Origin of the sequence: Bacillus sp. Cr_A10, from assembly GCF_029222665.1 — a bacterium.
In the GTDB taxonomy this organism is placed as follows: domain Bacteria; phylum Bacillota; class Bacilli; order Bacillales_A; family Planococcaceae; genus Psychrobacillus.
Genome location: NZ_JARHXR010000001.1, coordinates 57,692 through 72,514 on the forward strand (window position 1 = coordinate 57,692; position 14,823 = coordinate 72,514).

General features: G+C 36.1%; 17 protein-coding genes and 1 riboswitch. Of the genes, 10 read left to right on the forward strand and 7 right to left on the reverse strand.

The annotated features are described in order from the left end of the window. Positions 1 to 151: 151 nt before the first annotated feature. Positions 152 to 264, reverse strand: a riboswitch (SAM riboswitch). A gap of 137 nt (positions 265 to 401) precedes the next feature. Both P2Q73_RS00310 and P2Q73_RS00315 read left to right on the forward strand, forming a co-directional pair. Then, a complete protein-coding gene (locus tag P2Q73_RS00310; protein WP_275782649.1) occupies positions 402 to 1,043 on the forward strand; it encodes a glycerol-3-phosphate acyltransferase in 642 nt (213 codons plus the stop codon). An 18-nt stretch (positions 1,044 to 1,061) separates the two neighbouring features. Further along, positions 1,062 to 1,649, forward strand: a complete 588-nt coding sequence (locus P2Q73_RS00315) for a YdcF family protein (protein ID WP_231687475.1) — start codon at positions 1,062 to 1,064, stop codon at positions 1,647 to 1,649. A 364-nt stretch (positions 1,650 to 2,013) separates the two neighbouring features. Here the strand turns inward: P2Q73_RS00315 and P2Q73_RS00320 are convergent, their stop codons facing one another. Both P2Q73_RS00320 and P2Q73_RS00325 read right to left on the reverse strand, forming a co-directional pair. Continuing rightward, positions 2,014 to 2,376 carry a GIY-YIG nuclease family protein gene (locus tag P2Q73_RS00320; RefSeq protein WP_345798814.1) on the reverse strand — a complete coding sequence of 121 codons (363 nt, stop codon included), beginning with the start codon at positions 2,374 to 2,376 and terminating at the stop codon, positions 2,014 to 2,016. A 9-nt stretch (positions 2,377 to 2,385) separates the two neighbouring features. Beyond that, positions 2,386 to 3,141 carry a DUF2087 domain-containing protein gene (locus P2Q73_RS00325; protein ID WP_053590982.1) on the reverse strand — a complete coding sequence of 252 codons (756 nt, stop codon included), beginning with the start codon at positions 3,139 to 3,141 and terminating at the stop codon, positions 2,386 to 2,388. A gap of 161 nt (positions 3,142 to 3,302) precedes the next feature. Between P2Q73_RS00325 and P2Q73_RS00330 the strand changes: the two genes are divergently transcribed. From P2Q73_RS00330 to P2Q73_RS00350, 5 genes are all read left to right on the forward strand, one after another. Beyond that, positions 3,303 to 5,000, forward strand: a complete 1,698-nt coding sequence (locus P2Q73_RS00330; RefSeq protein ID WP_053590983.1) for a M3 family oligoendopeptidase — start codon at positions 3,303 to 3,305, stop codon at positions 4,998 to 5,000. A gap of 33 nt (positions 5,001 to 5,033) precedes the next feature. Beyond that, positions 5,034 to 5,441: an RDD family protein gene (locus P2Q73_RS00335; protein WP_053590984.1), complete on the forward strand. Its 408-nt coding sequence runs from the start codon at positions 5,034 to 5,036 to the stop codon at positions 5,439 to 5,441. A gap of 118 nt (positions 5,442 to 5,559) precedes the next feature. Continuing rightward, on the forward strand, positions 5,560 to 6,213 hold the full coding sequence (locus P2Q73_RS00340) for a lysoplasmalogenase (protein ID WP_275782662.1): 654 nt from the start codon (positions 5,560 to 5,562) through the stop codon (positions 6,211 to 6,213). Between the two features lie 36 nt (positions 6,214 to 6,249). After that, complete coding sequence (gene pepT, locus P2Q73_RS00345) at positions 6,250 to 7,476, forward strand: peptidase T (protein ID WP_275782664.1); 1,227 nt, start codon at positions 6,250 to 6,252, stop codon at positions 7,474 to 7,476. A 13-nt stretch (positions 7,477 to 7,489) separates the two neighbouring features. Continuing rightward, on the forward strand, positions 7,490 to 8,446 hold the full coding sequence (locus P2Q73_RS00350) for a DMT family transporter (protein ID WP_053590987.1): 957 nt from the start codon (positions 7,490 to 7,492) through the stop codon (positions 8,444 to 8,446). 281 nt (positions 8,447 to 8,727) lie between these two features. Here P2Q73_RS00350 and P2Q73_RS00355 read toward each other — a convergent pair whose 3' ends face one another. Beyond that, on the reverse strand, positions 8,728 to 9,927 hold the full coding sequence (locus P2Q73_RS00355; RefSeq protein ID WP_275782668.1) for an NAD(P)-dependent malic enzyme: 1,200 nt from the start codon (positions 9,925 to 9,927) through the stop codon (positions 8,728 to 8,730). Positions 9,928 to 10,410: 483 nt separating this feature from the next. On the opposite strand from P2Q73_RS00355, the gene P2Q73_RS00360 reads away from it, so the two are divergent. From P2Q73_RS00360 to P2Q73_RS00370, 3 genes are all read left to right on the forward strand, one after another. After that, entirely contained in the window at positions 10,411 to 11,097 is a 687-nt protein-coding gene (locus P2Q73_RS00360; RefSeq protein WP_275782671.1) for a hypothetical protein, read from the forward strand. Between the two features lie 145 nt (positions 11,098 to 11,242). Continuing rightward, positions 11,243 to 11,557 (forward strand): DUF3243 domain-containing protein, encoded by a 315-nt coding sequence (locus tag P2Q73_RS00365; protein ID WP_053590992.1) that lies wholly within the window; start codon positions 11,243 to 11,245, stop codon positions 11,555 to 11,557. Further along, on the forward strand, positions 11,547 to 11,762 hold the full coding sequence (locus tag P2Q73_RS00370; RefSeq protein WP_056828936.1) for a hypothetical protein: 216 nt from the start codon (positions 11,547 to 11,549) through the stop codon (positions 11,760 to 11,762). The genes P2Q73_RS00365 and P2Q73_RS00370 overlap by 11 nt, the downstream gene beginning before the upstream one ends. Positions 11,763 to 11,798: 36 nt before the next feature. Here P2Q73_RS00370 and P2Q73_RS00375 read toward each other — a convergent pair whose 3' ends face one another. From P2Q73_RS00375 to P2Q73_RS00390, 4 genes are all read right to left on the reverse strand, one after another. Then, entirely contained in the window at positions 11,799 to 12,338 is a 540-nt protein-coding gene (locus tag P2Q73_RS00375) for a biotin transporter BioY (protein ID WP_053590994.1), read from the reverse strand. Positions 12,339 to 12,822: 484 nt separating this feature from the next. Continuing rightward, the gene (locus P2Q73_RS00380) at positions 12,823 to 13,203 is read right to left on the reverse strand and encodes a DnaJ family domain-containing protein (protein WP_053590996.1); all 381 of its coding nucleotides are present in this window, start codon (positions 13,201 to 13,203) and stop codon (positions 12,823 to 12,825) included. Positions 13,204 to 13,212: 9 nt separating this feature from the next. After that, the gene (locus P2Q73_RS00385) at positions 13,213 to 13,665 is read right to left on the reverse strand and encodes a PH domain-containing protein (RefSeq protein WP_275782678.1); all 453 of its coding nucleotides are present in this window, start codon (positions 13,663 to 13,665) and stop codon (positions 13,213 to 13,215) included. A 14-nt stretch (positions 13,666 to 13,679) separates the two neighbouring features. Next, positions 13,680 to 14,768 (reverse strand): AI-2E family transporter, encoded by a 1,089-nt coding sequence (locus P2Q73_RS00390; protein ID WP_053590998.1) that lies wholly within the window; start codon positions 14,766 to 14,768, stop codon positions 13,680 to 13,682. Positions 14,769 to 14,823: the final 55 nt, after the last annotated feature.

Here is a 14,823-nt window from a genome sequence, read left to right on the forward strand (position 1 = left end):
ATAATAGTTTTAGATGGACGCATATGGAGGCGGGAGAGGATTTTGAGAAATACGAAAGCACTTATGTTTAGCCGGAAAACGTATCGTAAATCGACTAAACAACAAAAACCCCTCTTCTTTAAGAAGAGGGGTGCGGTTTCGCATATTCCTCCTCTTATCTTCCAAATTCGCGTGAATTTGTAGGATTTAGCACCTTTCCAAGTTTAAAACTTGTTGGTTGCCGGGCATCGTAGGGCCTAGTCCCTCCGCCACTCTTGATAAGAGTATTAGATTAGTATTCCATCTTGTTACACAGTATAAGACTCTATTAATCTGTACGTCAAGTACTTTTTATAAAAATTCTGAAACTTCTTTTAGGCTTGTACGTTTAATGTATGGGGGTTACTTTTGGAGGTGTTGTAATGGTAATATGGATTATTTGTATTTTAGTAGTTAGTTATTTAATTGGTTCCATTCATGGTTCAAAGATTGCTCAGTTTTTTAGTGGAATCAATATTAAAGCAGAAGGTCTTAAAAACTCAGGTGCTTCTAATGCAGCTATTGTGCTTGGAATGAAATACGGAATACTTGTAGCTTTCATCGATATAATAAAAGGTGTATTGGTTATTATTGGCACACGATTTTTTATGCAGCAATATGGTAACTTTTCAGTATTAGAACAGGATGCACTTCTTTACTTAGCGGGGGCTGCTGTCATTTTAGGTCACAACTTTCCCATTTTCACAGGATTTAAGGGAGGAAAAGGGACAGCTTCTGTAATCGGCATACTTTTTGCAATTTATTGGCCTTTAGGATTGATCGGACTTTTATTATTAATTGGCACAACTTTTTTAACGGACTATTTATTAATTGGAGTATTTGTTTTTTATTTTGTTTTTTTAGGCGAGGCTATATGGTTTTCAGAAGGATATATACCAATTGCAATTGCAAGCTTTTTATTCGTGATGGCACTCATATTGCATATCGAAAACTTTCGTCGTTTAGCTCGTAAGGAAGAGATGAGAATTTCTACTTTTATAAAAAGAAAAAAACCTTCTTTATAAAGAAATGAGTGAATTGGAATGTCTAAAAAAATGAGGTGGATTGTGCTTATCCCTTTATTTGTTCTCGCTTCCAGCGGAGTTGGATTGTGGATGCTAACTAGCAAATGGATGGATGAAGGATTAAACCCTAAAGCTGACGGTTCCAACGATTACGCCATTGTCCTTGGTGCAAAAGTAAAAGAAGGTAATATTCCTTCGCTTGCATTAAAATTCAGATTGGAATCAGCACTTGCGTATGCAAACGAATATCCTCATGTCACCCTGGTACTTTCTGGAGGACAAGGAGACGATGAAGATATTGAGGAAGCGGTCGTAATGAAAAATTTTCTTTTGGAGAATGGGATAGCAGAAGAGAGGCTAATCATTGAAGATCAGTCGACATCTACTTATGAAAACTTGTTGTTTTCTAAAGAGCTTTTGCCAGATAACGTAAAGTCTATAACGATCATTACGAGTGACTATCACCTACAGCGAGCAAAAATACTTGCCAAAAAGCTAGAATGGAAAACAGACGTGGTAGCAGCACAGACCCCCGAAGTGGTAGAAGCGAAAGTACGCTTACGTGAGCGCGCCGCACTTTTAAAGACCTATATTGTTGGGAAATAACTCCGAATCCCTCGGAGTTATTTTTTATATCTGCAACAATTACAAATACATCTTGAAATACGAGTTCCTTGTTTACAGCCCTACTTCCTGGTTAGAAATGCATTGTCTCCCCACTTGTTACGAATCCATGTATCTACTTTATAGCCATGTCAAATCACTTCTAGTGTTACATCAAACATTATGTTTTAGCTATATAATCTAAATGTAGCTGTATTATATGCAATCAAGTCACCTTGCATAGCTAGATAATGTATTATATTTTCTATAAAAGAATTTTTCATCCAAAACCAAAGATTATATATGTAAAGTAATTTCTCCAAATATAATTAAAAGGCTTCCTCGTTTATTAGGAAGCCTTTCTTGGTCACTCTTTCTTCGTATGATACCCTTTAGTGCCAAATGGTTGTAATTGCTCCATCCATTTGTTTAAAAGTTTTTCTAGTTCTTTCTTTTCGTCTACGTATTGATTTTCTGATGTTTTCAGCGTCTCTACTTGTTCAATTTCAAACGCATCTTTGCCAAATTGCTGCCATTCTTCTTGAAGTATTCTATTTGTATGTGTCCCTGTTTCTAGAGTAAACTTCGTGCCATTTAACGTCTTGAAGTTTCGTGTGGATCCAACGAATTTTTTACCGTTTTGTTTATTCGTTATGACATAAATTCCACCTTCAATCTTTACTTCTTTATATGCTTGTTTCAGTTCCATTTTACGATCCAATTTCCCCACTCCTCGTATTTATTTTTTCACCCAGTACTCACTGCCGTCATCTTTTCTATCTAAAAACCCATATTCTATTAAGTAACGTCTTAATGTGACATAGTCAGCATATACATTTTTTAGTACCTCATTTATCTCTTTTTCTTTATATACTCGCTCTAAGTCAAATCGTTGTATGATCACCCTAAGAGTTGCCAGTTTTTGTTTTTCTTTTTTCGGAAATTTTATGAGAGGACCATCTATACCTTTAGAAAAAAACTTCTTTTCTATCTCTTCTTGCTCTTCTTTCGTAATGTTATATCGTTCGTCCACCATCGTTGCAGTCTTATGAAGCGGCAAAAAGGTTGGTGCATGACTGTCTTTTTCCTTTAACAACTCCATCATCGTTATAAAGATTTTTGCTTGGCGTTCTTTTTCCTTCAATACAAATCGGTGGTTACGTATCGTAGAGGCACTACCAATACTTAATTCTGCCTGTATGTCTGCATCACTCTTACCTTCGTAAAACAATCGAAGTAAGCTATTTTGATGATCTGTCAATCCTGTTAATTTTTTATTTAATCCAATTAAATAATGAAATACAGATACATGTTCCTTTTCAATATGGTGTTTCATATAACGTTCCGCTTCATACAAAACAGTGGCTTCTGGATAAATAATTCCCTTTTCCACTCTTTCACCACATAATAAACAAACATAATCTTCCTTCTCTTCCACATAACCAACTTTCAATTGTTCTGCATTTGCATCCCAAAATAATTCAGATATCTCCATTTTATAAACACACTCCATAAATATTTATTATATAATAGACATAATATAATATTGTTTGTTTAAAATCAATTGTAAATTATTGTTGCAATAAATCTGAAAATAATGAACAATGGAAATGAGACCTTTCGATTTTCGAAAGAACGTACAGGAGGAGAATTTTATTGGTTACATTCAAGGACTATGAGTACAAAAGACCAAATTTAGAAGAAGAAAAAACAAAATTTAATGATGCATTAACAAAATTCAAACAGGCTACTTCCGTTGAAGAACAAAGTGTTGCAATTGAAGAACTAAATGCACTTCGAAATGATTATTCAACACAAGCTAATTTAGTGTACATTCGTGCATCGATTGATACGAATGATGAGTTTTACCAAAAAGAGCGTGATTTTTTTGATGAAAAAAACCCAGAGGTTGAAGAATTAATTACAGAATATTATAAAGCACTAGTCGCTTCTCCATTCCGTAAAGAATTAGAAGAAAAATGGGGAAGCCAATTATTTGATCTTGCTGATTTTCAAATTAAAGCATTTTCCGCAGAAGTAATTTCACTTATGCAGAAAGAAAATAAATTGGCTTCTGACTATTCTAAGCTTGTTGCTTCTGCTCAAGTTGAATTTAACGGCGAAACATTAACACTTGCCCAGCTTGGACCTTACGGTGAATCAACTGATAGAGAAGTACGTAAGAAAGCAACGGAAGCAAGATTCGGCTTTTTCAAAGAACATGAGGATAAATTTGATGACATATATGATCAGCTTGTAAAAGTACGTCATGAGATTGCTACAAAGCTTGGATACAAAAACTTTGTGGAGCTTGGCTATATACGTATGAATCGCATTGACTATAATGCGGAAATGGTGAAAAAATTTCGTGATCAAGTTCGTGATTTCATCGTTCCTCTTGCAACAAAACTTTATGAGCGTCAGGCAAAAAGAATTGGGTTTGAAAAGCTAAAGTTCTACGATGAATCTCTGAATTTCTTGTCTGGGAATGCAGCACCACAAGGTTCTCCGGAATGGATCGTTGAAAATGGAAAGAAAATGTATGATGAGTTATCTCCTGAGACAGCAGAGTTTTTCCAATTCATGATTGACCGAGATTTAATGGACTTAGTAGCGAAAAAAGGGAAGGAATCTGGAGGTTATTGTACATTTATCGATAACTATGAGTCTCCTTACATATTCTCAAACTTTAATGGAACATCTGGAGACATCGATGTGTTGACACATGAGGCAGGTCACGCATTCCAAGTGTTTACAAGCCGTAATATAGGTATACCTGAGTATGTATGGCCAACATTTGAGTCTTGTGAAATCCACTCGATGAGTATGGAATTTTTTACTTGGCCTTGGATGGAATTATTCTTTAAAGAACAAACAGAAAAATATAAATTTGCACATTTGAGCGGCGGCCTTCTATTCTTGCCGTATGGGGTTGCAGTGGACGAATTTCAACATGTCGTATATGAAAATCCTGAAATGACACCTCAAGAGCGTAAATCCGCTTGGAAAAAGATTGAGGAAATTTATTTACCTCATCGTGACTATGACGGAAATGGCTATTTGGAAGCTGGTGCTTTCTGGCAACGCCAAGGTCATATTTATGCAAGTCCGTTTTATTATATTGACTACACGTTGGCTCAAATTTGTGCGTTCCAATTTTGGAAGCGTTCCAGAGAAGATCACGAAGCAGCTTGGAAAGATTATCTACACCTTTGCCAGCTAGGTGGTTCGAAATCTTTCACTAAGTTAGTAGCTGAGGCAAATTTAATCTCTCCATTTGAAGAAGGCTGTGTCGAGTCCGTTATTGGTTCGATTGAGAAGTATTTAGATGGCGTTGATGACGCAGCTTTATAGTTAAATAGAAAAGAATAAAAAAGGAGTTGCAACATGTTGAATCCAGTTGGTTTTTGGGCACGACTAGGGGCAAGTTTATTAGACTTTATAATAATAGGTATTCCATTGTCTATTATTAGCTTTCTTCTTTTCGGTCATTGGCAGGAATCACCAATCACTAGCTTTGGAAATCTTCTTTACTCTCTTATTGTTCCAGTATTATGGACCGGATACACAGTAGGCAAAAGAATGTTAGGCATCCGTATCGTCAAATTTGATGGCACCAAACTAGGTTTTGGAACAATGCTTATGCGTGTTATTGTAGCAGGTTTCGTATATGTAGTCACATTAGGAATAGGTCTGATTGTTAGTGCTTTTATGGTAGGCTTACGTGAAGATAAGCGTGCAATCCATGATTTTATCGCTGGAACATATGTAACAAGCAATCCTCCTGTTGATTAATATCTAAGAACAAGTATCTACCGAGATGCTTGTTCTTTTTTTATTTTTTGACCCGTACAATAGGGCAGGATATTTAATGAAAAAAACGAATGTATAGTAAAGGGGTGCATGTATTATTATGTGGAGTAAAATTTTAGGTCTATTAATAGCAATAATGGGAGTTACGTATATTTTCCTTATACCGGATGAACCTATAGGAATTAAAATGATGTTTAAGATAATTCCGATGTTTTTGATATTAGTTTTTGCATTTATCCAACCATCCGGTGAATCAAAAAGATATAAATCGCTAATCATGATAGGTCTATTTATTTGCATGTGGGCGGATGGTTTAATTTATTGGTTTATCGCTGGACTCATTACCTTTTTAATTGGACATATTTGGTATATTTTTGCGTTCCGCCATATTAAAGTATCGACTATTCCAAAGTGGGCAGCAGCTCTTCTAATTGCTTATGGAATTGGAATGGTATTATGGATAGCTGGGACTCTTTGGGCAGAAGGAGAAAATATTTTAGCTTTTGCTGTGGTAATTTATATTGTTGTTATTTTATTAATGGGTTGGAATGCTCTTCAAACAGCAAATAAATTCGCAATTATTGGTGCTATTTCATTTATTTTTTCGGACTCGGTGCTTGCTATTAATCGATTTATAATATCTATTCCTTTTTCTGATGCTCTTATAATGATTTCCTATTATGGAGCCCAGTTTTTATTTGCCTATAGCATATATGCTCATTATTCCGCATCTCGAAAGAATCTGCTAAAATAAATATATGCTTTTAATTTGGAAAGGGGATTTTTTCTCATGAAAGAAACATTAATCGAGCGTTTAACTCGTTATGCAAAAATAGACACACAATCTAATGCATCAAGCACAACCTGCCCATCAACGGAAGGTCAATGGGATCTGCTCCATGTACTTGAAAAAGAATTAGCTGAGATTGGGTTAGAAGAAATTACTTTAGATGAAAACGGTTATTTATTTGCTTCATTACCTTCCAATACAGATAAGGAAATTCCGACAATCGGGTTTTTAGCTCACGTGGATACAGCTACAGATTATACAGGGAAAAATGTAAACCCTCAGCGAATTGATAATTACGACGGATCAGACATTCAACTGAACGAAAATACAGTTATGACTGTTAAAGACTTCCCTGAGCTTTCAAATTATGTCGGACATACTTTGCTTACAACGGATGGCACAACACTTTTAGGTGCTGACGATAAAGCCGGGATAGCTATCATCATGACAGCTATGGAATATTTCATCCAAAACCCTGAAGTGAAACACGGAAAAGTTCGTGTTGCCTTTACTCCGGATGAAGAGATTGGTCGCGGACCACATAAATTCGATGTAGAAAAATTCGCAGCAAAATTTGCATATACAATGGACGGAGGTCCACTTGGTGAATTGCAATTTGAAAGCTTTAATGCTGCTGGAGCAAAAGTTATAACGAACGGTACAAGCGTTCATCCTGGCTCTGCAAAAGGAAAAATGGTGAACTCTATTACTATCGCGACTAAGTTCCAATCACATATGCCAGTGGATGAAGTACCTGAAAAAACAGAGGGCTATGAAGGATTTATACATTTGATGAACTTTAACGGAGACGTTGAAAAAACAGAGTTAAGCTATATCATCCGTGATCATGATCGAGTAAAATTCGAAGCGAAAAAGCAATTGTTCTTAGACACTGCCGATAAAATCAAAGCAGAATACGGTACAGGCGCTATTTCAGTGGAATTAAATGATCAATACTACAATATGGGTGAAAAAATTTCACCTGTAATGGAAATTGTCGATGTAGCAAAAGAAGTAATGATCTCACTCAATATCGACCCTCTAATTATTCCAGTTCGTGGAGGGACAGACGGTTCTCAGCTTTCCTACATGGGAATGCCAACTCCAAATGTCTTTACTGGTGGAGAAAACTACCATGGTAAATATGAATATATATCAGTAGATGTAATGGAAAAATCAACGGAAGTCCTAAAAGGAATCATTCAATCATTCGAAAAACAAGCTTAAAGAAGGTGTACCTGTGCGTGAAATTTTATTAGGAGTTTTAGCATCATTATTTTTTGCAGTAACTTTTATACTTAATCGATCAATGGAAATATCGGGTGGGAGCTGGCTTTGGAGCTCCTCCCTCCGATACTTTTTCATGGTGCCTTTCTTATTGATCATAGTCGGTTATCAAAAAGGGTTATCCACAACATTTAAGGAAATGAAAGCTTCTCCGTCTACTTGGCTCGTTTGGAGCTTTGTTGGATTCGTATTATTTTACGCACCTCTAACCTTTGCAGCAGCTTATGGACCAGGTTGGTTAATATCAGGCATGTGGCAATTTACAATTATCGCCGGTGTTCTTCTTGCCCCATTATTTGCTTTAAAAATAGACGGTGAGCTGATTAAACAAAAAATACCAATGGTATCACTTTTTATTTCTCTCATTATATTAATAGGCATTATCTTAATCCAAATTCCAAATACAGAATCCGTTCAGATGAGCATGTTCTTTTTAGGAGTTTTACCTGTGATTGTGGCTGCATTTGCTTATCCACTCGGAAATAGAAAAATGATGGATCATTTAAACGGAAGATTAGATACCTTTCAACGCGTTTTAGGTATGACAATCGCATCGATGCCCGCTTGGATTATATTATCTATTTACGCTATTTTCACGGTAGGACTACCATCTATGGACCAAGTTTTTCAATCGCTTATTGTAGCGGTTAGCTCGGGTGTGATTGCCACCATATTATTTTTTATGGCAACTGACCGTGTTCGTGACCATCAAGGTAAACTCGCAGCAGTAGAAGCGACTCAATCGACGGAAATTATTTTCGTTATTATCGGTGAAATGTGGTTACTTCATGTTCCTTTACCTGCACCAATTGCCCTAATCGGACTTGCTATTATTATTTTAGGAATGTTTTTACATAGCTACTATACGAAGGTTTTAAATTCTAAACTGCTCGTTCCAAAAACAAAATAAAATTTGCAGGGCGATGAATAATTTTACTTCATAACCCTGCAATTTTTTTGCCCTTATAGTTTATATTCTCCGAGCACTTTTTCCACACTACCGACAAAATTCCCTCCAGCTCCCCCTTTGGATAATAAAAGGTCCACATCATTTGATGTAGACCTTACTTTCTAATGTTCTGGTTTTCTTTTCCGATAATTATTGACGGTCGTTACGATTAACCTTCTTTATTAGTTGATTAGAATTGCTATTTTCAACATTAAACACCATCTTAAAACTATTCTATAGACCTATACTTCTTTTAATGCTGGTTGATAAAGGATAGACACGCCTGATTCAATTGCCGCTGCTTTAACCGCTTCTGCAACAGCAATTACTACACGTTCATCAAAAGCATCTGGAATGATGTAATCTTCCCTTAACTCATTTTCGTCAATAAGAGAAGCAATTGCCTGAACTGCCGCCAGCTTCATATCTTCGTTTATATCAGTCGCTCTTACATCTAGAGCCCCTCTGAAAATTCCTGGAAAAGCTAATACATTATTTACTTGGTTCGGATTATCCGAACGCCCCGTTGCAATGACTTTAACTCCCCACTCTTTTGCTAAATCATAAGCAATTTCAGGCGTAGGATTTGCTAATGCAAAAACAATTGGATTAGGATTCATTGCATCAATTAATTCTCTCGTTAGAATATTTGCTACAGAAACTCCAATAAATACATCTGCACCATCCATAGCATCTTTTAATGTTCCTTTTAAACCTAATGGATTCGTAGTGCTTGCAATTGCCTCTTTAACCGGATTCATACCCTGTTCTCTACCTTCATAAATAATTCCGGTTGAATCGCACATGATTATCTGTTGATAACCCAGCTGTTGAAGAACTCTTAAAATGGCCATTCCGGCCGCACCTGCTCCATTTATAACAACCTTTAATAAAGGAATATCCTTTTGAACTAACTTAACTGCATTTTGTAGTCCCGCACCAACGACAATAGCTGTTCCATGCTGATCATCATGAAATACAGGTATATCTAATTCTTGTCGAAGTCGATCTTCCACTTCAAAGCATCGTGGAGCAGAGATATCTTCCAAATTGATCGCTCCAAAGGTTGGACTTATTGCTTTTACAATTTGCACAATCTCATCTACATTTGTTGTGTCTAAACAAATTGGAAAAGCATCGACATTGGCAAAACGTTTTAATAAAATTGACTTTCCTTCCATTACAGGCAATGCTGCTTCAGGTCCGATATCACCTAAACCCAAAACGGCTGTACCGTCCGTAACTACTCCTACTAAGTTTCCCTTCATCGTGTAATCATAAATAGTAGATGGATTATTTTTTATTTCTATACAAGGTTCTGCAACTCCAGGGGAATAAGCTAAGCTCAAATCCCCCATACTTTCCATAGGTACCTTTGAAATCATCTCCATCTTCCCTTTATACGTTCGGTGTAAATTTAAAGCTTTTGTTTTTAAATCCATCTCCTCACTTCTCCCTTTATATATTTTTTATTGGCATTTTAGGAACTCAAACTCCTAAATAGCTATATATTCTGAAAATTATAATGATTTAGTGTAGTAAAGTCAATTTAGTGAAAGGCTGCACAATGACCTATAATTTTCTACAAAAAACAAGGCGATCACTGACTTTGTTTCGAATTTTATACCATTAGTATTAGCTATACATTCCACATTAAACAATTTTATTTTTTGTCTTTAATTCGATTACGTGATGAAATACATTTGGTCTTTTTTTGCACAAAAAAATCGGCAACCACATTGGTTACCGATAACATGAATGCACTGACTTAACGTTGAGGGGGTTAAGTGTGCGATGATCAGCTACGATTGGAGAAAAGTCGCTGTTAGAACCTTCTCACATTAAGAGTAAGTTTCTATATGGTAATGATAATCATTTTCAATTAAAAAGTCAACTAAAAATTAAAAAAATTGTATACTAGGGTTATGACAACATTAACGAATGACCAAATCAAACAATTGAATAATTATAGTGTGTATGTTGAACCAAGTGGTACTCCCATTTTCCATGCAAAAAACGTAGATATGGCACTCCCTGTAATTAAGTTAATCTCTGGAGCTTCCAATGATCCTATTGCTGCCTCATTCTTCATGAGAAGAGTCGGGATGTTCGTCTCGATGCAATTTTATATGATGACTTTATATGATGAAATTTGGGATGGACCACTGGAAGAACTTCACTACTTTGCAACAACTGAGTACGGAAATAAAACCATTAGCACATATATCCCATCAAAATATTACCGGGATGTACGTGATCATCGCGCCGATGATATTCAAATGGTTTGGCATCAGCAATGCTATACAATTATCCAACAGCTTCGGTCACAATGTAGTATTTCTCCTCTGACTCTATGGGAGAATGTTTTTGGCTATTTACTGTGGCATTACTATGTTTTTATGGATAATCCCGTAACTTCGATACAAGCGAAGGAAGACTGGTTGCTACTCCAGGATGAAGACATTTGGAAAAAATTTACAACAAAATCTTTTTTAGCTCATTATTTGAAAGGCAAAAGCCCTTCTGATTTAATCAATACAACCGTACGAACTACTTGCTGTTTTTCAAAGGATATTCCCGGACTTCAAAAATGTGGATTCTGCCCCATTTGAAATATGGAAAGCCTTGTAGACTAGACAGAAACTATGCCTACGAATACAACTTTTTGTTTGAAAATAAAATAAACTTTTCTCATGCATGTTTGACTTAGCTTTGGGAATAGCTAATAAGAGTCTAATATCAAAGGAGTGAGAAAGCTTGGGAAACAAAATAGATGAACGCATTGACAATAAGCTCAATAGCATTGGTACAGAAGAAAAAGAAGAAATTCTAAAAAACTTTTCTGCATTCAAATCTTATTTATCTGAAAAAGTTGCTGCTGGAGAAAAATTGGGCTTAAGTGACGAGGCTTTAGCAAAGGCTACTGAAAAAGTGGCTGGCTACTTAGCAAAGCATGAGGATCCTCGAAACCGTGAAGAACATCTTCTACAACAGTTATGGAATAGTGGAAGTAAAGAAGAGCAACACGCACTAAGCCATATGCTTTTAAACCTCGTAAGAAATGAAGGATAGAGTTCGTAAAGATGCTGAAGGTCCATTTCTTGATAACCCGGATGGGGTCCGAACAACGAAACAAAGTTTGTTCGATATGCATGAAGACATGCAAACAGTAGATGCCATTCAAGTGGAAGAACTGAACATGAAAGTACAAGACGAAAACTACCACCACCATACAAAAGATCGTTCTATAAGTGAAGAACGGTACTCCCCAAACTAACAAAACAAGCTCCGAGCCACCTCGGAGCTTGTTTTGTTATATTAGTTTTGCTGATACTAAACGTGTTCTAATAATAACCCCTAACAGAGCTGCAACTACTGCTTTCGCAAGATCTGGTAAGATAAACGGAAGCATTCCACCTTTAAATGCACCATTCCATGGAAGATCTGCAACGACTTTTAGCCAAACTGTTCCAATAATTAATATAATAAGAACGGCTATCATATTTGCGATAATCGCTTGGACTTTCGTATGTTTAAATTTTTCTAAGTACCATCCTATAAACAAAGCTGCTGGAATAATGGCAATAAGATACCCTCCTGTTGGACCTAAAATGATTCCCAATCCACTCTTCATACCTGCAAATACAGGAATTCCTACTAACCCCATTAAAACATATACAGTAACCGCCAAGGATCCATATTTTTTCCCAAGAATCGTTGCTGTCAGCATTACCGCTATTGTCATTAATGTAAACGGTACTGGCGGAATATTAATCATCAGTTGGGCAGCAACTGCAATTATTGCAGCAAATAAAGCTGCGACAATCATCATTTTCAAACGATTATTTCTCATATAATTTCCCCCTACGTAAAATGAGTTAACTTTATGCAACAACAAGTTAACACAAAGGTATCATAATAAAAAATAAGATTTTCGTCAATATAAAAAACAGAGCTCCACTATAAATAGGGCTCTGTACAGACTGTAGATTTTCACTCCTGGCGGACGCTTTCCGCTGGCGGGGCCGAGCCGCTTCCCTTGCTCCTGCGCAAGCTCGTCTCAAAAATTAATTTCGCTACGCTCCGTCCAGGGTCTCGACTGTCCCGCTTTTCCCGCTGGAGTCGCCACCCTCCGCTCCAATCGATCCAAGCGTTTACAAAAAATACGTACAATTCTTTCGGGGTGGCGGATCATGATTACTAGAAATGATTTTAATGAACGTGATCTGTAAGAGTTGCCAGGAATCAATGCTGACTATAAAAGATAAAAGGTATCGAGAAGTCACCTTCTCGATACCTTTACTGTACAGAGATCATATAAGTAGGGCTCTGCTTATTTACCATCTTTGACTTGCTGACTCGATTGTTTCTAATCGAACAACTCCTTTTTGCATAGGAGGTGGACAAGACTTATTATACTGAATAATTTTTTCATTCACTTTTGTTACTCTGAATTGTAGGTCGGTCTTTTGCCCCTTCACGTACTTTTCAGCAATGTCTTTTAATTCATCTCTAATTTCATGCTGCAATTTTAACCAATGTGGCTTGAATCCAGCATCCTTCGCTATTTTTTGAAAGTGTTGGAATATGTCACCAGAAAAATATTCATCTGACAGAGGTTTTCCTTGCCCTTTCAAATTATCCATTCCGCCTGTTTTCTCATAGTTTTTTAAGATATCACCGATTAAATCATTGCTTGGTTTATTGAAGTTTTCCATGTTAAAACCTCACTTTACAATATGAATTTGCGGTACTTTTTCTTTTAAAACCTTTAAAAATTCTTTCTGATTCTCAGGAGAGATAATAACACTTCCCATGAATGCCTTTTTATAATGAATCTCTAAGGCATCCTTAGAGGAAAGAATTCGGTATCCAACAAGAATTTGAGATGTCGGATTCGCTTTTGTTATGTCTTCATATGGAATTTTACTTCTAAAAAAACCTCCACGGACTAATAAGTAATCTTCTTTAAAAGTGTATTCAATATCAAAAGAAATCCATAGGATAAACCCTGTCATCACTACAAATAAGATAACCATTATCCAAATGGCTACTAAGTCAGGAGACTCAGTAAAATACAACTCAAATACAACTGGCCAAAGTGTCGCTATAGCTATGATGATTACAGCTATAATAATTAGATTAATAAATGACCGATCTCTTTTTGATTGAAATGTCATGAGATCACCTCTATCTATATTGATTCTGTGGCAGCATCCTTTATTCCTTCCCGATGAGCATACAGATTTTTTAGTATTGATTTAACTACTGCATAAGTAGGGACACCTAAAATAATCCCCCATAAGCCTGCAATATTACCGGCTGCTAAAATAATTGTTATTACAGTTAACGGATGAATATCCAATGATTTACCCATTACATTTGGTGTAATAAAATTACTTTCGATTTGTTGAGATATGAGCATAATAATAGCTACGTAAATTGCAAGCTTCGGCTCTTGAATCAATGCAATAATTAGAGCAGGCACTACCGCAATATAAGGGCCTAAAAACGGGATTACATTCATCATCATGCCGAATAATGCAAGTAGCAAGGCATATTTTAGGCCTATAGCAAAATAACCGATGAATAACATAAGTCCGACTAAAAAGCTTACAAATAATTGCCCTTGAATGTAAGAACGTAATGTATCATCAATATCGGCTAATGTTTTTCGAATCCAAGTTTTCTTTTCCCCTTTAAAAAACTGCGCAATAAAAGGTGCAAACCTTTCATGGTCCTTCAACATATATACAAGGAAAAAAGGAACAAGAACTAGTAAGAATATTCCTTGGAACAAGTTTTGAATGAATCGGATTAACAAAGAACCAATAGAAACTGCAATCGTGTCTATTTTGCCCGTCGTATCTTCTATCGTTTTTTGAACGGACTCCGGAAGATCTGGCAGCTTGTCTTTTTGAGAAAATGCGAATTTTGTTAAGTCCTCTACCTCATTAATAAATGCCGGTGTATTTTTCACTAGGTCATTCACTTGTTTTGTAAGTGGTGGTCCTATTAATGCATAAAATCCCCAACCGATTAACCCAATTACGATAAACACCGATATGATACTTGCCCATCTTGGGAACTTTATTGACTCCAACCATTTCTGAAGGGGTCTTGATAAATAAAATAAGACACCACCAATTAATAATGGGATAAATATTGTTTGCCCGACAATTATTAATGGTGAAAAAATTGTTTTCACTTTCATGAACATAAAAATTATTAATAATGTAAGGAGAATGGCTACTCCCACTTGAAACCAACGCTTGTTCGTCAACTAGTGCTCACATCCTCGAATAATTTCGTTATTATCTAATACGATTCATAATACA